Genomic DNA, 18,329 nt, shown 5'->3' on the forward strand with positions numbered 1-18,329 from the left:
CCCCCCGGCACCTCCGCGGGCTGCCGCCCGCGGCTCGGCTCAGACCTGCACGCGCCGCTCCACCGCGTCGATGATCTCGGCCAGCGCCTCGTCGACCGGGATGCCGTTCTTCTGCGACCCGTCGCGGTAGCGGAAGCTGACCGCTCCGGCCGTCACATCGTCGTCACCGGCGATGATCATGAATGGGATCTTGGACTTCTGGGCGTTGCGGATCTTCTTCTGCATACGGTCCGAGGAGGAGTCCACCTCCATCCGGAGCCCCTTGGCCTTGGCCTTGGCCGCGAACTCCTCCAGGTACGGCACATGGGTGTCGCCGATCGGGATGCCGACCGCCTGCACCGGGGCCAGCCACACCGGGAAGGCGCCCGCGTAGTGCTCCAGCAGCACCGCGAAGAACCGCTCGATGGAGCCGAACAGCGCTCGGTGGATCATGACCGGCTGCTGACGCGAACCGTCCGCCGCCGTGTACTCCAGCGCGAACCGCTCGGGCTGGTTGAAGTCGACCTGGATCGTCGACATCTGCCAGGTACGGCCGATGGCGTCCTTGGCCTGGACGGAGATCTTCGGACCGTAGAAGGCCGCGCCGCCCGGGTCCATGACCAGCTCGAGGCCCTGCTTCTCAGCGGCCTTGCGCAGCTCCTCGGTGGCCTCTTCCCACTGCTCCGGCCCGCCGATGAACTTATCGGAGTCGTCCCGGGTGGACAGCTCCAGATAGAAGTCGTTCAGACCGTAGTCCCGGAGCAGATTCAGTACGAAGGTCAGCAGATTGTCGAGCTCATCTGCCATCTGCTCCTTGGTGCAGTAGATATGCGAGTCGTCCTGGGTGAAGCCCCGGGCCCGGGTGAGGCCGTGGACGACACCGGACTTCTCATAGCGGTAGACGGTGCCGAACTCGAAGAGCCGCAGCGGCAGTTCGCGGTAGGACCGTCCGCGCGCCCGGAACACCAGGTTGTGCATCGGGCAGTTCATGGCCTTGAGGTAGTAGTCCTGGCCCTCGAACTCCATGGGAGGGAACATGCCCTCCATGTAGTGCGGGAGGTGGCCGGAGGTCTCGAAGAGGCGCGCCTTGGTGATGTGCGGCGTGTTGACGAACTCGTAGTCCGCCTCTTCGTGGCGCCTGCGCGAGTACTCCTCCATCTCCTTGCGGATCACCCCGCCCTTGGGGTGGAACACCGCGAGGCCGGAACCCAGCTCATCGGGGAAGGAGAACAGGTCCAGCTCGGAGCCCAGCTTGCGGTGGTCGCGCTTCTCGGCCTCGGCGAGGAAGTCCAGATGGGCCTTCAGCTCGTCCTTGGTCGGCCAGGCGGTGCCGTAGATCCGCTGGAGCTGCGGGTTCTTCTCACTGCCCCGCCAGTACGCGGCGGCGCTGCGCATCAGCTTGAAGGCCGGGATGTTCCGGGTGCTGGGCAGGTGTGGACCGCGGCAGAGGTCCTTCCAGCACAGCTCGCCGGTCTTGGGGTCGAGGTTGTCGTAGATGGTCAGCTCACCCGCGCCGACCTCGGCGGACGCGCCCTCGGCGGCGTCCGCGGCGGAGCCCTTGAGGCCGATCAGCTCCAGCTTGTACGGCTCGCCCGCCAGCTCCTCACGCGCGGCCTCGTCGGTCACCGCGCGGCGGGAGAACTTCTGCCCGCGCTTCTGGATTTCCTGCATCTTCTTCTCGATGCGCTTGAGATCGTCCGGGTGGAACGGGGTCTCGACGTCGAAGTCGTAGTAGAAGCCGTCCTTGATGGGCGGGCCGATGCCCAGCTTGGCCTCGGGGAACAGCTCCTGAACCGCCTGCGCCATGACATGCGCGGTGGAGTGGCGCAGGATGTCCAGACCGTCCTGGCTGGTGATCTCGACCGGCTCGATCTCCTCGCCGTCGGCCGGTACGTAGGCCAGGTCCTTCAGCTGACCGCCCACGCGCGCGGCGACGATCGAGCGCTCACCGGTGAAGAGATCCGCGGCCGTAGTGCCCGTGGCCACCACGCGTTCTTCCCGCTCGGAATCGCGCTGGATGATCACACGGACATCTGACACCGGTCTCTCCTGACTGATGGGTGGCTCACCGCGGCGAATGCCGCGCAGCGTGAATCGTACCGAGCCGACCGGTCCGACCGCGAAACGGCGGGGAGCGCGCTGACCGGCCGCCCCGCGCCGCTCTCCCCGGCGCCCGGACCGGCCGCCCCGCGCGCCGCCGTGAGCCCGGCGGTCAGGGGCCGCCGCACGCCTCCTCGAAGAAGTCCAGGTGTTCCTGGAGCGATTTGAGCAGCCGGTCCCGCTCCGCCTCGTCGACCTGGACCGGGGTGACGCCGGTGGCCCCGGTCAGCCGCCGGAAGCCGCCCCGGCTCTCCAGCCGCCCGCTGACCCGGATCGGCAGCCCCACCAGATGGGCATGGCCGGCCACCCGGTAATCGTCCTCGGCCAGCAGGATGCGCACCTGTGCCACATCGGCCCCGGCCAGCACCCGCAGCCGCACCGCGCCCGGGCCGCCGGGGCCGGGGCGGCGCAGCCGGACCACCGCTCCGGTGAGCCGCACGGTCACCGACGGCTCGTCCCGTACATAACGGGCGCCCGCCTCGCGGAGCCCCGGGAGGTCGCCCGGGGAGAACTCCACCGGCTCGGGGCGGAGCGGGAACCCCGGCGGCGCACCGGCGGCCGGGGACCACTCCAGGGCCACCCGCGCCCCTTCGGTGCCCTGGACCAGCGCGACGACGGCCTCGGTCAGCTCCCGGCTCACCCCCGCCTCGACGGCGGCGTCGAAGGCTTCCATCCCACCGGTGGCGCGCTGGTAGTCCACGGCGTCCCGGAGGGCGTGCAGCGCGCGGAGCAGGGTGGCGGTCGCGGCACGGCCGTCCTCGACGGGGACGAAGACGGTGAGCGCCCGGCCGGCGGAGGTGGGTCCGGCCGGGCCGGTGAGCACCCGCTCCAGGAACTCCTCGGCCGCCCGGAGGTGCCGCGCGCCGTAGTAGCCCGCACGGCCGTGCGCGGCGAGCGCACCGGCCAGCAGCATCCCCCGGGCCGCGGTGCGCAGCCGCTCCTGCGCGGTCCAGGCGGCGGTGCCGCCGCGGGATTCGGGCACCTCGCGCCGCCAGCGGATCTCGTCGCTGGGCACGGCGAGACCGGTGAGCACCTCGCGGGCGGACGGGGCGGCGCTGCGGGCCAGCGCCATCAGCGCCTCACCGAGCAGATCGCCGCTGTCGGGGAACTGCCGGGTCTCGGGCACCAGCAGGCTGGTGCCGCCCGCGAGCTGCCCCGGCGGGGTCCAGCGGGCGTATCGCCCCGGTGCCCCGCCGCGGCGGCGCCAGCCGTGCCGGGTGAGCAGCGCGCCGAGGACGGCCGGATCGACCTCGTCGGGATGCGGGGTGGCGGGGGCGGGCGCTGGCTCGCCCCCGGGCCGGTACCGGTCCATCACGGTCTCCCTCCCGCCCCGACCCGGGTCATGATCTCGCAGAGCGCGCGGTCGTCGAAGACCCGCGAGGTCGGGATCCGCACGGTGGTCCGGCGGCGCCCGGTGACCGGGTGGCCCGCCAGATTGATCCAGTAACAGCAGTGCCGCAGAGCGAGTCGGTCGTGTCCGGCGCGCAGCCAGTCGTCCTGGCTGCGCGGCACGATCATCACGACGAGGATCTTGTGCACGGAGACCGGGGTGCGGGCCAGTTTCACCAGGTGGTCGTTGTCCAGGGTGAAGGCGAAGGTCGGCCCGCGCGGCCGTGGCGGCAGTTGGTACGTGGCCTTCAACTGCACCTTGATGGTGACCTCGTCGTCCACGGCGTGGCCGGGCGCGCTGTGGCTGACATGCCAGTCGATGCCGTGGTCGGGGAAGGGCTGCGCCAGCGAGCAGCCGGCGGCCGCCGCGACGGCGTGCAGATACCCCACCTGAAGGGTCTCCATACAGGCGGTGGTGGCGATATGGCCACGCGGGGGTGCGATCCGCTCGGACAGCAGACCGCTCGCCGCCGGGGCCGGATCGGGCTGAGCGAGCGCCATGACTGTTGACGCCTTCCGGTCGTCCGCCGGTCCGTACACCTGTGTTGTCTCCCCGTCAGGTCGACGGCAAACAGCGGTGGTTCGACCACCTCCCTCCGGGTATCACCTGGTCGGGGCGGGTTGCAGGTGTCATCGCACGATCACGCACGAGGAGTTGAGGCCATGCCGTCCTGGTTCGAGGGGCCACTCGCCGCGTTCGACACGGAGACCACCGGTGTCGATGTCGAGGATGACCGGATCGTGTCGGCCGCTCTTGTCGTCCAGCGCGGGACCGGCTGTCTGCCGGAAATCCGTCGCTGGCTGGTGAGTCCTGGGATACCGGTGCCGCCCGCGGCCACCGAGATACATGGGCTGACGGACGCTCATCTCCAGCGCCACGGCCGCTGGCCCGCGCCGGTGATGGAGGAGGTGGCGCGGGGCATCGCGGAGCAGAGCGCGCGAGGCACCCCGCTGGTGGTGATGAACGCGCCGTTCGATCTCACGCTGCTGGACCGCGAGTTGAAGCGCCATCGCAACTCCAGCCTGTCCGGCTATCTTTCGTTGCGCTCACTCTGCGTGCTCGATCCCCGGGTGCTGGACAAGCATCTGGACCGCTATCGCAAGGGGCGCCGTACGCTCACCGATCTGTGCGAGCACTACGGCGTGGAGCTGACCGGGGCGCATGACGCCGCGGCGGACGCGCTGGCCTCCCTGGAAGTGGTGCGGGCGGTGGGCCGCCGGTTCGCCTCGCGGCTGGAGACCCTGACCCTCGCCGAGCTGCACGCCCGGCAGACCATCTGGTACGCGGCGCAGGCCCGCGGCCTCCAGGCGTGGTTCGCGCTCAACGGCTCGGACGAGGTGTGCGATCCGGCCTGGCCGCTGCGTCCCGATCTGCCGGCCGCGGCCTGACGGCGCTCCCCCGGGTCACACACGGCCGCAGGATCGTGGGTTCACAGGTTCACGGGGCCGCGCACGGGCCGGACCGCCGCGGCGTCACCGCCCCCGCGCCCCGTCCGGGGCTCAGCCGAGGCGGAGCACAAAGGGGTGCCCGGCCGGGTCGGAGTAGATCCGGACATCGCGCGGACCGCCGTTGAACCGGGTCTCCAGCGGCCGTGCGCCCAGGTCCACCACCTTGCGTTCGGCCGCGTCGATGTCCTCCACCAGCAGCTCCAGATGGGCCTGCTGGGAGTCGTCGGGACGCGGCCAGCTCGGCGGGGCGTAGCCGTGGTCGCGGAGGAAGGCCATCCGGGAACCCCCGGGCGCCACGAGCTCGATACGGTCGGCGTTGGTCACCGCGAGTATCTCGGCGCCGAGCACCTCCGCGTAGAACTCGGCGAGCTCCTCGGGTTCGGCGCAGTCCAGGGACAGGACGGCTGTGGTCGCTACGGCCATGGGTTCCCCTCCAATGTTCAACGTGGAAGCTTTATGCGGATACCCGTGCACCGGCCGTACAAGCGCACACAGTTGAGGCCGGACCGCCTATGGCGGCCCGGCCTCACGGGGTGGGCGATACTGGGTTCGAACCAGTGACCTCTTCGGTGTGAACGAAGCGCTCTCCCACTGAGCTAATCGCCCGGAGTGTCCGATGGGGGTCTCCCCCGGCGGAACGACCTGAACAATACAGGTCGCGGCGGGTTTGGTTCAAACCGGATTCCCGCCGGGAGCCGGTGGCGCCCCGGGCCGCCCGGCGCGCGCCGCGCCCAGGTGGGCCCGCAGGCCACGGCGCCCGGCGCGCATCATCAGGGCGTGGTTGAGACGGAATACGGGCCGCCCGGGGAGGGCGAGCCGGCGCAGCAGGGGTTTGCGCGCCACCACCTCCTGCGCGAAGAACGCCCGGGTGCCGCCGTCACGGGCCGTGACCGTCCAGCGCGCCCAGCCCTCCAAGTCGCCGGAGAACATGATCTCCAGGAGACCGGCCGCCGGATCCTGCCGGGCCTCATGGACGGTGACCTCCAGGTCGTACGGGAAGAGCGAACGGAAGCGGGCGGCACCGGTCCGCTCGTCGATCCGCCGGGCTTCCCTGACCTGCGGCCACCAGCACGGATAGCTGTCGCCGTCGGCCAGCACCGCGAAGACGGCGGCGGGCGGGGCGTCGAGGTCCCATCGGCTGCGGAAGCGGTAGCGGCACCAGTCCATGGGGCCAGTCTGCGCCGTACGCGGCCGCGGCACACCCACACCGGCCGGCGGGCGCAGCGAACGCCAAGGGGCCGCCGCCGCCCACCGGTTGGGGTCGCGGGGCATACAACGCCGAGGGCCCGTACGGCGGTCAGCCGTACGGGCCCTCGGTCCGGGGTGGGCGATACTGGGTTCGAACCAGTGACCTCTTCGGTGTGAACGAAGCGCTCTCCCACTGAGCTAATCGCCCGGGCGCACGGCCAACATTAGCGCATGCCGAACCGTGCTCATGACCAGTCCCCGGGCGGGGGCGGGCCACGGCGACCGGCCCTCGCGGTCACTCCTTGATCTTCCAGGGCATGACGATGCCGAACTTCCACACGTACACCGAGATCGCCGCGGCGCAGATGACCACGGCGATGGTGGTGAGGATCAGATTGCGCTTGCGCACCCTCGGATCCCGGGCGCGCTGCGCGGCCTCGGTGACCTTGCGCTTGGTCCAGCGCAGCACCAGCTGCGCCCAGACGAACTCGGTCGCCCAGATCGCCATCCCGCCGAAGATCACCAGCCAGCCGGGGCCGGGCAGCGGCAGCATGATGATCCCCGCGACCACGACCGCGAGGCCGACGACGAAGACGCCGACCTGCCAGCTGAGGTGCAGGGTGCGGGACCGCTTGATGAACTGCGGCGCCCGGGAGCCGAAAATCGGCTCCCCGCCCCGCGAATCGTCCCCCGTCGCGACATCGGCCGCCGCCGGCGCGACGGCCTCCTGCCGCTCGTCACTCTCCGCATTCATGTGAACCAACTTACCTGATCGTTTTCAGTCACCGGAACGGCGGTACCAACCGCTCGCGAGCTGGGCCGCCCGAGCTACCAGAAGAGCCGCAAAACGGTCAGAGGGGTTTACAACGGCACCGTAGGTGGCATGTCGATTTCGCCGACGTGCGAATCCCCGAGCGCACACTGAGCGAAAGGCCCTGGCGCTTATGAACACCACGGTCAGCTGCGAGCTGCACCTGCGCCTCGTTGTGTCGAGCGAGTCCTCACTGCCTGTACCCGCGGGACTGCGGTATGACACGGCCGACCCTTACGCCGTGCACGCCACCTTCCACACCGGAGCCGAAGAGACGGTCGAATGGGTGTTCGCCCGCGACCTTCTCGCCGAGGGCCTGCACCGGCCCACCGGTACCGGCGACGTCCGGGTGTGGCCGTCCCGCAGCCACGGTCAGGGCGTCGTCTGCATCGCCCTGAGCTCGCCTGAGGGAGAGGCCCTGCTCGAGGCCCCGGCGCGGGCCCTGGAGTCGTTCCTGAAGCGGACCGACGCCGCGGTGCCACCCGGCACCGAACACCGCCATTTCGATCTCGACACAGAGCTCTCCCACATCCTGGCGGAGAGCTGAGACCCGGCGAGAACTGAGCGCGCGGCCGTCCGACTCGGGGAGACGGCGCGAGCCGGGAGACCACATTTCCGGTAGTGACATCCCGACCATGGCATTCCGACACGACACAGCGCAGGCGACGGTGCCGTCGCCGCGGGACCGCCCGCGGCGACGGCACCACCGTGTGTGACCCCCTGACGGCACGCGGTGTCACACCGCGCGCCGCACGCCGCTAGAGTCGGTCGGACCGAGGGGCGGTCCAAGCAGCCTCCGACCCGGCCGGTCAGGGAGCCAATGGTGCTGATCAATCACGACACCCGGTGTGCGCTCGACATGGTCGTCGATCTGGTGAACACCGCGCCCGAGGGCGCGGAGACGGACGGACTCACCGATGTCGACGGCCTGCGCGGCTTTGTCGACCGCCATGCGATCAGCGACACCGGCACGCTCGGTGAGCGTGATCTGACCGCCGTACGCACCGTGCGGTCCCGGTTCGCCGAGGTCTTCGCCGCGGCCGAGGACGCCGGTGACACCCAGCGCGCGGCCGAACTGCTCAACGCGATGATCGCCGAGGCCGGGACCACACCCCGGCTCACCGATCACGACGGCTACGACTGGCATGTGCACTACTTCGCGCCGGGCGCGTCGGTCTCCGACCACCTCGCGGCCGACGGTGGCATGGCGCTGGCGTTCCTGGTGGTGGCGGGCGAGCGGGAGCGGCTGCGGCGCTGTGAGGCCCCGGACTGCCGCCACGCGTTCGTGGATCTGTCCCGCAATCGCTCCCGGCGCTACTGCGACAGCCGCACCTGCGGAAACCGGCTGCATGTCGCCGCCTACCGGGCGCGCCGCCGGGAGGCGGCCACCGGCTGAGCCGGTGTACGGCGCTCTCACCACCGGTAGAGGTCGTGCAGGGCGGTGACGACGAGCAGGGTGCCTATGACCGCCAGGAAAAGCATCAGCGGCGGCTGGGAGAGGGCGAAGAGGCAGCCACGTGACTCCTCGCTCGGTGGTACAGGGGGGCCTTCGATGGGGGACTGCTCCCCAGGTGTTTGCAGCATCTCGCGGCAGATCATGGCCCAGCGCCGACCCCAGCTGCGACCATCGTGCCGATTTTGACCGGTAGTTCGTCAGATTCCGTGCTTTTTGAGAATCGCCTCGATGTCTGAGAAATCTTCTGTGTCCGAGCCGGTTCCAGCCTTGCTCTTCGACCCCCCGGACGCCTTGGCCGACCTGCTGGCTTTCACCGCCTTGGCCGCCTTGGCCGCCTTGTCGTCGGATGCGCCGAGCGCGGGATCGGAGGCGGCGGGGGCCAGCGCACCGCCCCGCTCGGCCGCGGCGGCCGCGCGGCGCTCCTTCCGGGTGCCGCCCCGGCGGCGCTCGACGGCCCGGGTCACCATGAACAGCGCCCAGGAGAGCCCCAGCACGGCGAAGCCCGCCCAGACGGTCGGCTTGAAGACCAGGTCTGTGATCCAGTCCAGGACGCCGGTCATCGCCAGGCCCAGCGGCAGCAGCGCGTAGGCGGCGATCCGGGCCGCGGCCAGGAACCGCTTGCGGTAAGCGGTCACACCGGCGATGCCCAGACCGGCCGCGGAGAGCGCGGCACAGACGGTGTCGGTCAGCATCGGGGGCCTCCTGCCGGTGGATGCCGGGACGGATGTCCGGTCCCTCCATCGTGCACCCCCGGGGGCGGAAGGGGCCACGGCCGGGGCGCGGGATCAGGGAGATCTCCGGGACGGGCTCCTCCCCCGGGCCGAGCTCCCTCCGGGTGCCGTCCCACGGCGGCGGGCTGGAAGACTGACCCCATGAGCGACACCGACCCCGCGACCGCCGTACTCGATGTGTGGTGCGAATTGCAATGCCCCGACTGCCGTACGGCGCTGGCGGACCTGCGCGCGCTGCGCGACCGCTTCGGGGACACCCTGGAGATCCGGCTGCGGCACTTCCCGCTGGAGCGGCACCGTCACGCCCACGCCGCGGCGCAGGCGGCCGAGGAGGCCCTCGCACAGGGCCAGGGCTGGCCGTACACCGAGGCCGTACTGGCGCGCACCGAGGAGCTGGCCGAGCGGGGTGAGCTGCTGCTCGTGGAGATCGCCCGTGAACTGGGCCTGGACGACGAGGAGATGGACACCGCGCTGATCGACGGGCGGCACATCCTGATCGTGGACGCGGACCAGGCCGAGGGCAAGGCGATCGGGGTGACCGGCACCCCCACCTATGTGATCGGCGGTGAGCGGCTCGACGGCGGCAAGAGCCAGGAGGGGCTGCGGGCGCGGATCGAGGAGATCGCCGTCCGGCTGCTGGACGGGCGTTCCTGACCCGCGGGAAGCCCCGTGGTCCGGAGCGCCGGTCCTACAGCAGCGGTTTGAACAGCTGGTACTCGACGGGCTCGTAGCCGAGGGACTCGTACAGCCGCAGCGCGGGGGTGTTGCCGCCGAAGACATGAAGTCCCAGGCTGCGGGCGCCCTCCGCCAGCGCGTCACGCTCGGCGGCCAGCATCAGCGTGCGGCCGTGACCGCGGCCGCGGTGCTCCTCGGCCACCTCGACGGAGAACACATACGCCTCCCCCGCCTCCGCGGCGTCCGCCGCCCCCTCGCGCAGCGCGACCCACAGGGTGCCCACATCGGCGCCGTCGTGGACGAGGACGCGCAGCCGGACGCCGGCGGTGTCCCTGCCCCGCGGCAGCAGCGTCGTGTAGTCGTGGTCCGCCTTGGCCTCGGCCTGCGTCTCGCTCAACCCGCGCTCGCGCAGCTCCCCGATGTAGTCGGCCCGCTCGTGGGCGTACCAGGCCGGGTACTCGGCCTCCGTGAGCGACCGGATCCCGCTGCCCGCGGGGAGCGCGGGCGGCTCGGTCAGCCGCTTGACCATATTGCGGCCGCGCTCGCGGTAGCCGAGGGCGGTGGCGAGCCCCAGGGCGGTGGTGGCCGACGCGGGCACGGTCGCCAGGAGCTGGGCGCAGCCCCAGCCGCGCAGCACCTCCTCGGCGGCGAGGGCGGCGACCGTACCGCGGCCGCGGTGCCGGTCCGCCTCGTCGACGCCGAGGTGCTCGATGCGGCCGGCCGCCGGGCCCAGCTTGGCGTCGGTGGCGAGGCGGACGGTGCCGACGGGGCGGCTGTTGACGCACACCTCGTACGAGCGGGCACGTCCGCCGCCGTCGGTGCGCTGTTCGGGCCCGGTGGGCCGCAGGGTGGTGGTCACGTTGGTGTTGTACCCGCCCGGTGCGCGCCCGTCATCAGATTTTCGGCGGATCTTCGGGCGCCACGGCGGCGTCGGTCAGGAAGCCGGTCACGGTCCGGTGGGCCGACGGGCGGCCGTCACGGGTCGATGTCCGCCGCCGCCCGCTCGGTGAAGATCCGCATGGCCTTGGCGGTGACGGGCCCGGGGGCGCCCGGCACGGCGCGGTCGTCCACCCGGTGCACCGCCTGCACATCGCGCGTGGTGGAGGTCAGGAAGACCTCCTCGGCCCGCCCCAGCACATCGAGCGGCAGGTCGGCCTCCCGCGCGCCCACCCAGTCCAGGACGAGGGCACGGGTGATGCCCGCGAGACAGCCGGAGGTGAGCGGCGGGGTGTACAGCTCGCCGTCGAGGGCCACGAAGACATTGGAGCCGGTGCCCTCGCACAGGGCGCCGACCGTGTTGCCGAACAGCGCCTCGCTGGCCCGGTGTTCCCGGGCGCGGGCGAGGGCGACCACGTTCTCGCCGTACGAGGTGGTCTTCAGGCCGGTGAGCGCCCCGCGCTCGTTGCGCGCCCAGGGAACGGTGACCACGGCCGTGGTGTCGGGTCGCCGCTCGGTCTCGACCGCGGCGACCACCAGCGTGGGCCCCTCGGTGCCGCGGTCCGAGCCCAGCGGGGAGAAGCCGCCGGTGTAGGTGATCCGCAGCCGTCCGAGCGCCATGGGGTTGGCCTTGAGGACCGCCTCACAAGCGTGCCGCACCTCGTCCTGGTCCGGCTCCGGCAGGCCCAGACCGTGGGCGGAGCGGGCCAGCCGCCGCAGATGGCGGGTGAGGGCGAAGGGACGTCCCTCGACGGCCTTGATCGTCTCGAAGACACCGTCGCCGACCGTCAGTCCGTGGTCGAACACCGAAACCCGGGCGGTGTCGGCCTCGCGCAGAGATCCGTCGAGCCAGATCGTGAGCGTCGTCATCGTGTCGCCCTTCCCGTCGGCTGCTGTACATCCGACGCTACCGCGAGCAGCCGGGCCGCCTTCAGTTCCGTTTCCTCCCATTCGTCCTCCGGGTCGGAGCCCCAGGTGATTCCGGCCCCGGTCCCGAAGCGCAGCACGGCGCCGCCACCGCCAGGGCCGGGCGGCGGCCGGTCCATCCAGAACGTCCGGATGCCGACGGCGAGCTCGGCGGTGCCCCGGTCGGCGTCCACCCAGCCGACCGCACCGCAGTACGGGCCGCGGGGCGCGGTCTCCAGCCGCTCTATGACGCCCAGGGCGCTGGACTTGGGCGCACCGCTGACCGAGCCGGGCGGGAAGGACGCGGCGAGCAGTTCCGGCCAGCCCGCCCCGTCGGCCAGCTCACCCCGGACCGTGGAGACGAGGTGGACCAGTCCGGGGTGCGGTTCGATCGCGCAGAGCGCGGGGACGGTCACCGAACCGGTGGCGCAGACCCGCCCCAGGTCGTTGCGGACCAGGTCCACGATCATCACGTTCTCCGCGTGGTCCTTCTCCAGCAGATCCGCCGGGCTCCGGCCGGTGCCCTTGATCGGACCGGACTCCACGGTGCGGCCGGTGCGGCGCAGGAACAGCTCGGGCGAGGCGGTGGCCACCTCCACCCCGTGGGCGGGCAGCCGGACCGTCCCGGCGTACGGGGCGGGGTTGCCCAGGGCCAGCAGGGCCGTCAGCGCGTCCACATCGGCCGCGTCCGGGTCGGGCAGCGGCGCGGACAGCACCCGGCACAGATTGACCTGGTAGACCTCACCGGCGGCGATATGGCGCCGTATACGCCGTACGCCCTCGGTGTAGGCGGCCCGGTCCAGGGAGGAGGTCCAGTCCCCCGGCCGGGGGCCGCGCCAGGCACCGGGCACCGGGGCGGGCACGGGCGCGGACCGTACGTCACCGAAGCGGGCACAGACCGTACTGCCCTCGAAGTCCGCGACAACGGCCCAGAAACCCCGGGAGTCCAGCGCCGAGGGATCACTGGTCACATCACGAAGATCAGTGGCGAGCAGGCCGCCGAAGCGGGCGAGAGGGGGCAGGTTGTGCACGGTTGTGAGTCTATGGCGCCCTGGTCACAGGGGCTTCGGAGGGGACGGGGGCGGGGCCCCGGGCGGGAGGGCACCGCATCAGCAGGGCAGCACGCTGCGGAAACGGAATTTGAGCTGGCCCGGGAATCCGCTAGAGTTCAACACGTCGCCGGGGTGCGGAAGCGCCCCGGGAATCGACATCTGCGGACGTGGCTCAGTTGGTAGAGCATCACCTTGCCAAGGTGAGGGTCGCGAGTTCGAATCTCGTCGTCCGCTCGGAGTGGGGGCTTCCATACCCCCGCGCTTGGTGGAGTGGCCGAGAGGCGAGGCAACGGCCTGCAAAGCCGTCTACACGGGTTCAAATCCCGTCTCCACCTCGGACGATTAGCTCAGCGGGAGAGCGCTTCCCTGACACGGAAGAGGTCACTGGTTCAATCCCAGTATCGTCCACTGGGGCCCTCAGGGGCCCCTCTCGCGCGATTAGCTCAGCGGGAGAGCGCTTCCCTGACACGGAAGAGGTCACTGGTTCAATCCCAGTATCGCGCACGCAGTACACACGCGGTCCCCAGGACGATTAGCTCAGCGGGAGAGCGCTTCCCTGACACGGAAGAGGTCACTGGTTCAATCCCAGTATCGTCCACACCGATCGGCGGAGGGCCGGAGCGATCAGCTCCGGCCCTCCGCCGTTTCATGTCCTCACCTCATGACCTCATGACGAGAAGAGCATGTGGCCGAAACCGCGCTGATGCTTGTGGTGGCCGTGATGACCGTGGTGGCCGTGGAGCGGCGCGCCCCACGCGGGTGCGGCCGGGTATCCCTGCGGTGCGCCGGGGGCGGGCGGCCCCGGCGGCACCGGCGGTGCCTGCTGGGTCCACTGCGATTCCAGTCGGGTCAGCGCCTCAAGCTCCCCGTAGTCCAGAAAGATCCCCCGGCAGCCGCTGCACTGCTCTATCTGCACGCCGTTGCGGTTGTACGTATGCATCGGCGCATGACACTTGGGACACTGCATGGTCCGCTCATCTCCCTCAAGTACGGACAAAACGCCGCCGGAACATCCGCCCGGCCGCGGTGAGTTCACCCTACGGCCTCGCTGAGCCGGGCGATGCGCACACAGGCGTCGACCATGGCCTCCTCCGCCTCGTCCAACGCCCGCCCCGCGGTGGCCGCCTTGGCCAGGGCGAGTGCGGCGGTCTGCGCGGTGAGTGCCCGGGCCGGTACGTCGAGGCGGGGCCACGGGTCGTCCGGTCCCGCCGCCGTACCGCCCGCGGCGCGGTACGCCCCGAGGAACCGCTCCCAGTCCCCGGGCGCGAGCAGCCCGGCGGCGTACCAGGCCGCGGGGCGCGCCAGGTCCCAGCCGGGGTCGCCCAGGCCGAGGTCATCGACGTCGATCAGCAGCCAGCGGCCGTGGTGCCGGACGAGTTGGCCGAGGTGGAAGTCGCCGTGGCAGAGCGCGGCGGAGCCGGATCCGGCCGTTCCGTGCCCGTCTGCCGCGCGCGCCCATCCGGGCAGCCCCGCCCAGGCCCGCTCCACCGCCCGCGCGGCGGCGGTCAGCCGGGGATCCGGGGCGATGGCCGCCGCCCGGAGCCGGGCCATCGCACGGGCCGCCTTGGCGGGACCGCGCATCGGCGGCAGCGGGCCGGGGAGTGCGGTGGGCGGGACGGTGTGCAGCCGCGCGAGCAGCGTCCCCGCCTCCGCCCAGGGTGCGGCCTCGGGCGCGTCCGGCGCGACCGGTTCGCCGTACGGCCACAGGGTGATCCGCCGTCCGTCGGGCGAGACATCGACCGCCTCCGACAGCGGGGCGAGCAGGGTCCCGGCACAGCGCGGATGTGCGGCGACGTACAGCCGGGCGGCCAGCGCGGCCGGATCGGCCTCCGGCGCATGGGCCTTGGCGACGACCGCGCCCCGGCGGACGACGGTGCCATCGGGGCGGTCCGCGAGGACCACCGCCTCATCGCGGGAGTCGGGGCGGAGCCGTCCGGCGGCGTCGGCCAGCCATGTCCGCGCTGTGCTCACGGCTCCCCCTGTATGACGACGTGGTCCGGATCCTAACCACCCGCTGAGGGGCGGGGTCCGCTGGTTCGGCGACGGCGCCGGGACGGTGGTCTCGGCCCGGACCCGGTTCGTCGCGGCACGACGGCGGGACCTCGGGGCCGAGCCCCGGCTCGTAGCGGCACGGCGTGCCGGGCTCGGCTGTGCCTGGTGACCCGTGACTGCCCGCGGGGGCTCCGTGCGACGCGAAGCCTGGACAACTCCTCGGCCTGGGCGTACGCACCGACGGCCGCGAGACGGCGACCGGCCGCCGCGACCGGGCTCCCGGGGGCAGACTCCCCCCGACCCGGAGACCCAACGCAGCCCTGAACGGCGCGATGCCCGGACAGCTCCCCAGCTGTCCGGGCACTCGTGCCGTCCGCCGCACCCCCGTCCCCACGGGGTTGATGACAGGAAGTCCCCGGCCCAGGCCGCTCTCCTGGACCCGGAGCGCTCAGCGCCCCAACATTCCCGCCACGGACGACGCTTGTGTGACGACGGCTTCCCAGCCGCCGAAGGCGATGCTCAGCAGGACGGCCAGCGGCAGCACCATGGCCACCGCGACCAGGGGATGACGGGTGCCCGGTGTGGGGCTGGCGAACGCTTCGGTGCCTCGGCGCCGCCGCGCGTGGAAGACCGTACGTCCAGCCGTGTCCGCCATCGTCCTTCCTCCTTCACATCTGGGGCGGCGAGCGTCTGACCTCGGGGGACGAGTGCTGCGCCCGCCGCTTGACGACAACATTAGGGGCGCACCGAGGTGCTCGGCGTCATGCCTTCGTACCGATTGACGGGCCTCCCGGAGGATGACCCCGGGCGGCCGTGCGTACTCCCCTGGGTGGAGATGTGTCCCTCCGCACCGGGGTCATCCCGGAAGGGGCCCGGGCGAGCGGACCGGGGCAGCGGGGACGGGCAGCGGCCCGCCCCCGGCGCCCGCCCTCCGCCCGTCAGGCGTCCTCGCCCTCCCCCTCTTCTCCACCGCTCCGCGGCATCGGCTGCTCCACCAGGGCCAGCACCCGGGCGGACAGGAAACGCGCGGTGCGCACAACGGACCCATTACGGGTGACTTCGCTCACTTCCACCACCCCGCGCCGGACCGCCGTCTCCACCCGGCGGCCCGCCCTGCTCGCCGTGACGTCATACGTCCGGGTCGTATCCCCGGCGTCCACCACTATCTCCACACGGTCACCCTTCACGGTCTCAATCCCCCTTCTGAGACGGCTCCTTGAGATCACGCACACATGGGCACGGGCGCCGACTGCCACCTCTCCGGCCCACATCTCCAGGATCTCAGGGGGGACTGACAATCCGTCGGACGACGCATGCGCGGCCTCTGAGCGCACGGGGCCGTCAATCCGTAAGCTGTGCACGTCAGACGGACGGCAGTGGACGGCAGCGGATGGGGCTCCCCACGAGGGCTCGCACCAGGGCCCGGGAGGGCCCGCCCCACCCGGAGGCAGGGGACGGACATGGCGATGATGCGGCTCCGGCGCGAGGACCCGCGTGTCGTCGGTTCCTTCCGCCTTCACCGACGGCTCGGTGCCGGCGGTATGGGGGTGGTCTACCTCGGTTCCGACCGGCGCGGGCAGCGCGTGGCGCTGAAGGTGATCCGGCCGGATCTGGCCGAGGACCGGGAGTTCCGGTCCCGGTTCGCCCGTGAGGTGTCGGCCGCCCGGCGGATCCGCGGCGGCTGTACGGCGCGTCTGGTGGCGGCCGACCTCGAGGCCGACCGCCCGTGGTTCGCCACCCAGTACGTGCCGGGTCCGTCCCTGCACGACAAGGTGAACGAGGAGGGCCCGCTGCCCGCGGCGCAGGTCGCCTCGATCGGGTCGGCGCTGGCCGAGGGGCTGTTGGCGGTCCACGAGGCCGGGGTGGTCCACCGCGACCTCAAGCCGTCGAACATCCTGCTCTCCCCCAAGGGCCCGCGGATCATCGACTTCGGCATCGCCTGGGCGACCGGGGCCAGCACACTGACCCACGTCGGTACGGCGGTCGGCTCCCCCGGCTTCCTCGCGCCCGAGCAGGTGCGGGGCGCCACGGTGACCCCGGCGACCGACGTCTTCGCGCTGGGCGCCACGCTCGCCTACACCTCGACGGCCGACTCCCCCTTCGGGCACGGGAGTTCCGAGGTGATGCTGTACCGGGTGGTGCACGAGGAGCCTCAGCTGATCGGAGTTCCGGACGCACTGGCTCCGCTGCTCCACGCCTGTCTGGCGAAGGATCCGGAGGACCGGCCGAGCACCCTGCAACTGTCGCTGCGGCTCAAGGAGATCGCGGCGCGCGAGGCGCATGGGCAGGGCGAGGGGCACGGCCAGGGGCAGCAGCCGTACGGCGGCTCGTACGGCCCGGCCGACTCCAGGCCCACCGGGCGGCGCGCCGACCAGTACGCGGAGCAGCACACCGAGCGGCGGCCGGGGGGCACTCCGGCGCCCCGGGGGACACCGTCCCGGGGTTCCGCCTCGCGGGGTTCGTCGCCCCGTCCGGGGGCCGGTACGGGTGCGGGGCGTGCGACGGGGCGGAACACCCCGGCGCGTCCTGGCGCGCAGCGCCGCCGCCCGGGCCCGCCCGCCCGTACCGTGCGGACGACGCCGAACGGGCGGCGGCCGGGCGGCCCGAACCCCCGGCTGCTGCGGCAGCGGCTGACCGTATTCGTGGTGGTGACACTGCTGGTGGCGCTGGGGATCGCCGCGGCGCAGGGCTGTGAGGGCCCGGCGAACGGACTGGGCACCCCACCGGCGTCGCCCGGCGTCTCCGCCACGACCGGCCACGCCGGCGGGTGGCGTTAGGCCCCCGCGCCGAGCGCCCCCGCGCCCGGTGCCCCGCGGGCTCGCGTCCGGTCGGTCAGTGCTGGGGGCGGCCCGCGGTCACCGCGTAGAAGGCGACCGCCGCGGCCGCGCCCACGTTGAGCGAGTCCACGCCGTGGGCCATCGGGATGCGGACCCATTCGTCCGCCGCCATCAGCGCCTGCGCGGAGAGGCCGTCGCCCTCGGCGCCCAGCATCAGGGCGACGCGGTCCAGCCGGTGCGGGGCCGCGTCGTCGATGCTGGTGGCCTTCTCGTCGGGGGTCAGGGCGAGGATGGTGAAGCCCGCCTCGCGCACCGACTCCAGTCCGCGCGGCCAGGTCTCCAGCCGGGCGTAGGGAACGGAGAAGACGGCGCCCATCGAGACCTTGACCGAGCGCCGGTAGAGCGGATCGGCACAGTCCGGGGAGAGCAGCACCGCGTCCATACCGAGGGCGGCCGCGCTGCGGAAGATCGCGCCTATGTTGGTGTGGTCGTTGACGGATTCCATGATGGCGACGCGCCGGGCTCCGGCGAGCAGGTCCCCGGCCTCGGGCAGGGGGGTGCGCTGCATGGAGGCGAGGGCGCCGCGGTGGACGTGATAGCCCGTCACCCGCTCGGCCAGCTCGGCGCTGACCGCGTAGACCGGTGCCGGGACGTCCTCGATGACATCGCGCATGACGTCGACCCACTTCGACGACAGCAGCATCGAGCGCATCTCGTAACCGGCCTGCCGGGCGCGTCGGATCACCTTCTCGCCCTCGGCGATGAACAGGCCCTCGGCGGGTTCCCGCTTACGCCGTAGCTCCACATCGGTCAGACCCGTGTAATCGCTCAGCCGCGGGTCGTCGGGATCATCGACGGTGATGAGATCAGCCACTTGAGTGATACTGC

General features: G+C 72.1%; 21 protein-coding genes and 7 tRNA genes. 10 read left to right on the top strand and 18 right to left on the bottom strand.

What is annotated here, in order from left to right; genetic code table 11:
* Window positions 1-39: 39 nt before the first annotated feature.
* From thrS to AB0C66_RS25105, 3 genes are all read right to left on the bottom strand, one after another.
* Window positions 40-2,019 (bottom strand): threonine--tRNA ligase, encoded by a 1,980-nt coding sequence (gene thrS, locus AB0C66_RS25095; RefSeq protein ID WP_362442766.1) that lies wholly within the window; start codon window positions 2,017-2,019, stop codon window positions 40-42.
* Window positions 2,020-2,191: 172 nt separating this feature from the next.
* On the bottom strand, window positions 2,192-3,391 hold the full coding sequence (locus AB0C66_RS25100) for a hypothetical protein (protein WP_362442769.1): 1,200 nt from the start codon (window positions 3,389-3,391) through the stop codon (window positions 2,192-2,194).
* The gene (locus AB0C66_RS25105; protein ID WP_362442772.1) at window positions 3,391-3,969 is read right to left on the bottom strand and encodes a DUF4365 domain-containing protein; all 579 of its coding nucleotides are present in this window, start codon (window positions 3,967-3,969) and stop codon (window positions 3,391-3,393) included. The genes AB0C66_RS25100 and AB0C66_RS25105 overlap by 1 nt, the downstream gene beginning before the upstream one ends.
* Window positions 3,970-4,131: 162 nt before the next feature.
* Between AB0C66_RS25105 and AB0C66_RS25110 the strand changes: the two genes are divergently transcribed.
* Window positions 4,132-4,857, top strand: a complete 726-nt coding sequence (locus tag AB0C66_RS25110) for a 3'-5' exonuclease (RefSeq protein ID WP_362442775.1) — start codon at window positions 4,132-4,134, stop codon at window positions 4,855-4,857.
* A 111-nt stretch (window positions 4,858-4,968) separates the two neighbouring features.
* On the opposite strand, the gene AB0C66_RS25115 is transcribed toward AB0C66_RS25110, so the two are convergent.
* The 5 genes from AB0C66_RS25115 to AB0C66_RS25135 all read right to left on the bottom strand — a co-directional run bounded on the left by AB0C66_RS25115 (window position 4,969) and on the right by AB0C66_RS25135 (window position 6,859).
* Window positions 4,969-5,340, bottom strand: a complete 372-nt coding sequence (locus AB0C66_RS25115; protein WP_362442778.1) for a VOC family protein — start codon at window positions 5,338-5,340, stop codon at window positions 4,969-4,971.
* A gap of 111 nt (window positions 5,341-5,451) precedes the next feature.
* Window positions 5,452-5,523: transfer RNA gene (locus AB0C66_RS25120), tRNA-Val, on the bottom strand.
* A gap of 66 nt (window positions 5,524-5,589) precedes the next feature.
* Window positions 5,590-6,084 (bottom strand): SRPBCC family protein, encoded by a 495-nt coding sequence (locus tag AB0C66_RS25125; protein ID WP_362442781.1) that lies wholly within the window; start codon window positions 6,082-6,084, stop codon window positions 5,590-5,592.
* 157 nt (window positions 6,085-6,241) lie between these two features.
* Window positions 6,242-6,313 (bottom strand) — tRNA-Val (locus AB0C66_RS25130).
* Window positions 6,314-6,400: 87 nt separating this feature from the next.
* The gene (locus tag AB0C66_RS25135) at window positions 6,401-6,859 is read right to left on the bottom strand and encodes a TIGR02611 family protein (protein WP_362442783.1); all 459 of its coding nucleotides are present in this window, start codon (window positions 6,857-6,859) and stop codon (window positions 6,401-6,403) included.
* A 190-nt stretch (window positions 6,860-7,049) separates the two neighbouring features.
* Here AB0C66_RS25135 and AB0C66_RS25140 point away from each other — a divergent pair, with 190 nt between their 5' ends.
* A complete protein-coding gene (locus AB0C66_RS25140) occupies window positions 7,050-7,463 on the top strand; it encodes an SsgA family sporulation/cell division regulator (protein ID WP_003959770.1) in 414 nt (137 codons plus the stop codon).
* Window positions 7,464-7,739: 276 nt separating this feature from the next.
* Window positions 7,740-8,312: a CGNR zinc finger domain-containing protein gene (locus AB0C66_RS25145; protein WP_362443301.1), complete on the top strand. Its 573-nt coding sequence runs from the start codon at window positions 7,740-7,742 to the stop codon at window positions 8,310-8,312.
* Between the two features lie 17 nt (window positions 8,313-8,329).
* Here AB0C66_RS25145 and AB0C66_RS25150 read toward each other — a convergent pair whose 3' ends face one another.
* Together AB0C66_RS25150 and AB0C66_RS25155 are read right to left on the bottom strand one after the other, a co-directional pair.
* Complete coding sequence (locus tag AB0C66_RS25150; protein WP_362442786.1) at window positions 8,330-8,500, bottom strand: hypothetical protein; 171 nt, start codon at window positions 8,498-8,500, stop codon at window positions 8,330-8,332.
* A gap of 69 nt (window positions 8,501-8,569) precedes the next feature.
* On the bottom strand, window positions 8,570-9,064 hold the full coding sequence (locus AB0C66_RS25155; RefSeq protein WP_362442788.1) for a hypothetical protein: 495 nt from the start codon (window positions 9,062-9,064) through the stop codon (window positions 8,570-8,572).
* Window positions 9,065-9,244: 180 nt separating this feature from the next.
* Here AB0C66_RS25155 and AB0C66_RS25160 point away from each other — a divergent pair, with 180 nt between their 5' ends.
* Window positions 9,245-9,757 (top strand): DsbA family protein, encoded by a 513-nt coding sequence (locus AB0C66_RS25160; RefSeq protein ID WP_362442791.1) that lies wholly within the window; start codon window positions 9,245-9,247, stop codon window positions 9,755-9,757.
* A 34-nt stretch (window positions 9,758-9,791) separates the two neighbouring features.
* On the opposite strand, the gene AB0C66_RS25165 is transcribed toward AB0C66_RS25160, so the two are convergent.
* From AB0C66_RS25165 to AB0C66_RS25175, 3 genes are all read right to left on the bottom strand, one after another.
* Complete coding sequence (locus AB0C66_RS25165) at window positions 9,792-10,637, bottom strand: GNAT family N-acetyltransferase (protein ID WP_362442794.1); 846 nt, start codon at window positions 10,635-10,637, stop codon at window positions 9,792-9,794.
* A 116-nt stretch (window positions 10,638-10,753) separates the two neighbouring features.
* Window positions 10,754-11,584 (bottom strand): aminodeoxychorismate lyase, encoded by an 831-nt coding sequence (locus AB0C66_RS25170; protein ID WP_362442797.1) that lies wholly within the window; start codon window positions 11,582-11,584, stop codon window positions 10,754-10,756.
* Window positions 11,581-12,651 (bottom strand): chorismate-binding protein, encoded by a 1,071-nt coding sequence (locus tag AB0C66_RS25175; protein WP_362442801.1) that lies wholly within the window; start codon window positions 12,649-12,651, stop codon window positions 11,581-11,583. The genes AB0C66_RS25170 and AB0C66_RS25175 overlap by 4 nt, the downstream gene beginning before the upstream one ends.
* Window positions 12,652-12,833: 182 nt before the next feature.
* Here AB0C66_RS25175 and AB0C66_RS25180 point away from each other — a divergent pair.
* The 5 genes from AB0C66_RS25180 to AB0C66_RS25200 all read left to right on the top strand — a co-directional run bounded on the left by AB0C66_RS25180 (window position 12,834) and on the right by AB0C66_RS25200 (window position 13,270).
* A tRNA-Gly gene (locus AB0C66_RS25180) sits at window positions 12,834-12,906 on the top strand.
* Between the two features lie 30 nt (window positions 12,907-12,936).
* Window positions 12,937-13,007, top strand: a tRNA-Cys gene (locus AB0C66_RS25185).
* A 1-nt stretch (window position 13,008) separates the two neighbouring features.
* Window positions 13,009-13,080 (top strand) — tRNA-Val (locus AB0C66_RS25190).
* A gap of 24 nt (window positions 13,081-13,104) precedes the next feature.
* A tRNA-Val gene (locus tag AB0C66_RS25195) sits at window positions 13,105-13,176 on the top strand.
* 22 nt (window positions 13,177-13,198) lie between these two features.
* Window positions 13,199-13,270: transfer RNA gene (locus AB0C66_RS25200), tRNA-Val, on the top strand.
* 69 nt (window positions 13,271-13,339) lie between these two features.
* Here AB0C66_RS25200 and AB0C66_RS25205 read toward each other — a convergent pair.
* The 4 genes from AB0C66_RS25205 to AB0C66_RS25220 form a co-directional block, all read right to left on the bottom strand.
* Complete coding sequence (locus tag AB0C66_RS25205; protein WP_362442803.1) at window positions 13,340-13,639, bottom strand: zf-TFIIB domain-containing protein; 300 nt, start codon at window positions 13,637-13,639, stop codon at window positions 13,340-13,342.
* A 65-nt stretch (window positions 13,640-13,704) separates the two neighbouring features.
* Entirely contained in the window at window positions 13,705-14,622 is a 918-nt protein-coding gene (locus AB0C66_RS25210) for a phosphotransferase (RefSeq protein ID WP_362443304.1), read from the bottom strand.
* Between the two features lie 490 nt (window positions 14,623-15,112).
* The gene (locus tag AB0C66_RS25215; RefSeq protein WP_362442806.1) at window positions 15,113-15,319 is read right to left on the bottom strand and encodes a hypothetical protein; all 207 of its coding nucleotides are present in this window, start codon (window positions 15,317-15,319) and stop codon (window positions 15,113-15,115) included.
* Window positions 15,320-15,602: 283 nt separating this feature from the next.
* Window positions 15,603-15,851 carry a hypothetical protein gene (locus AB0C66_RS25220; RefSeq protein ID WP_362442809.1) on the bottom strand — a complete coding sequence of 83 codons (249 nt, stop codon included), beginning with the start codon at window positions 15,849-15,851 and terminating at the stop codon, window positions 15,603-15,605.
* 273 nt (window positions 15,852-16,124) lie between these two features.
* Here AB0C66_RS25220 and AB0C66_RS25225 point away from each other — a divergent pair, with 273 nt between their 5' ends.
* Complete coding sequence (locus AB0C66_RS25225) at window positions 16,125-17,441, top strand: serine/threonine-protein kinase (protein ID WP_362442812.1); 1,317 nt, start codon at window positions 16,125-16,127, stop codon at window positions 17,439-17,441.
* Between the two features lie 55 nt (window positions 17,442-17,496).
* On the opposite strand, the gene AB0C66_RS25230 is transcribed toward AB0C66_RS25225, so the two are convergent.
* A complete protein-coding gene (locus AB0C66_RS25230; protein WP_362442815.1) occupies window positions 17,497-18,315 on the bottom strand; it encodes an RNA methyltransferase in 819 nt (272 codons plus the stop codon).
* Window positions 18,316-18,329: the final 14 nt, after the last annotated feature.

This window comes from Streptomyces sp. NPDC048636 (genome assembly GCF_040650655.1).
Lineage (GTDB): Bacteria > Actinomycetota > Actinomycetes > Streptomycetales > Streptomycetaceae > Streptomyces.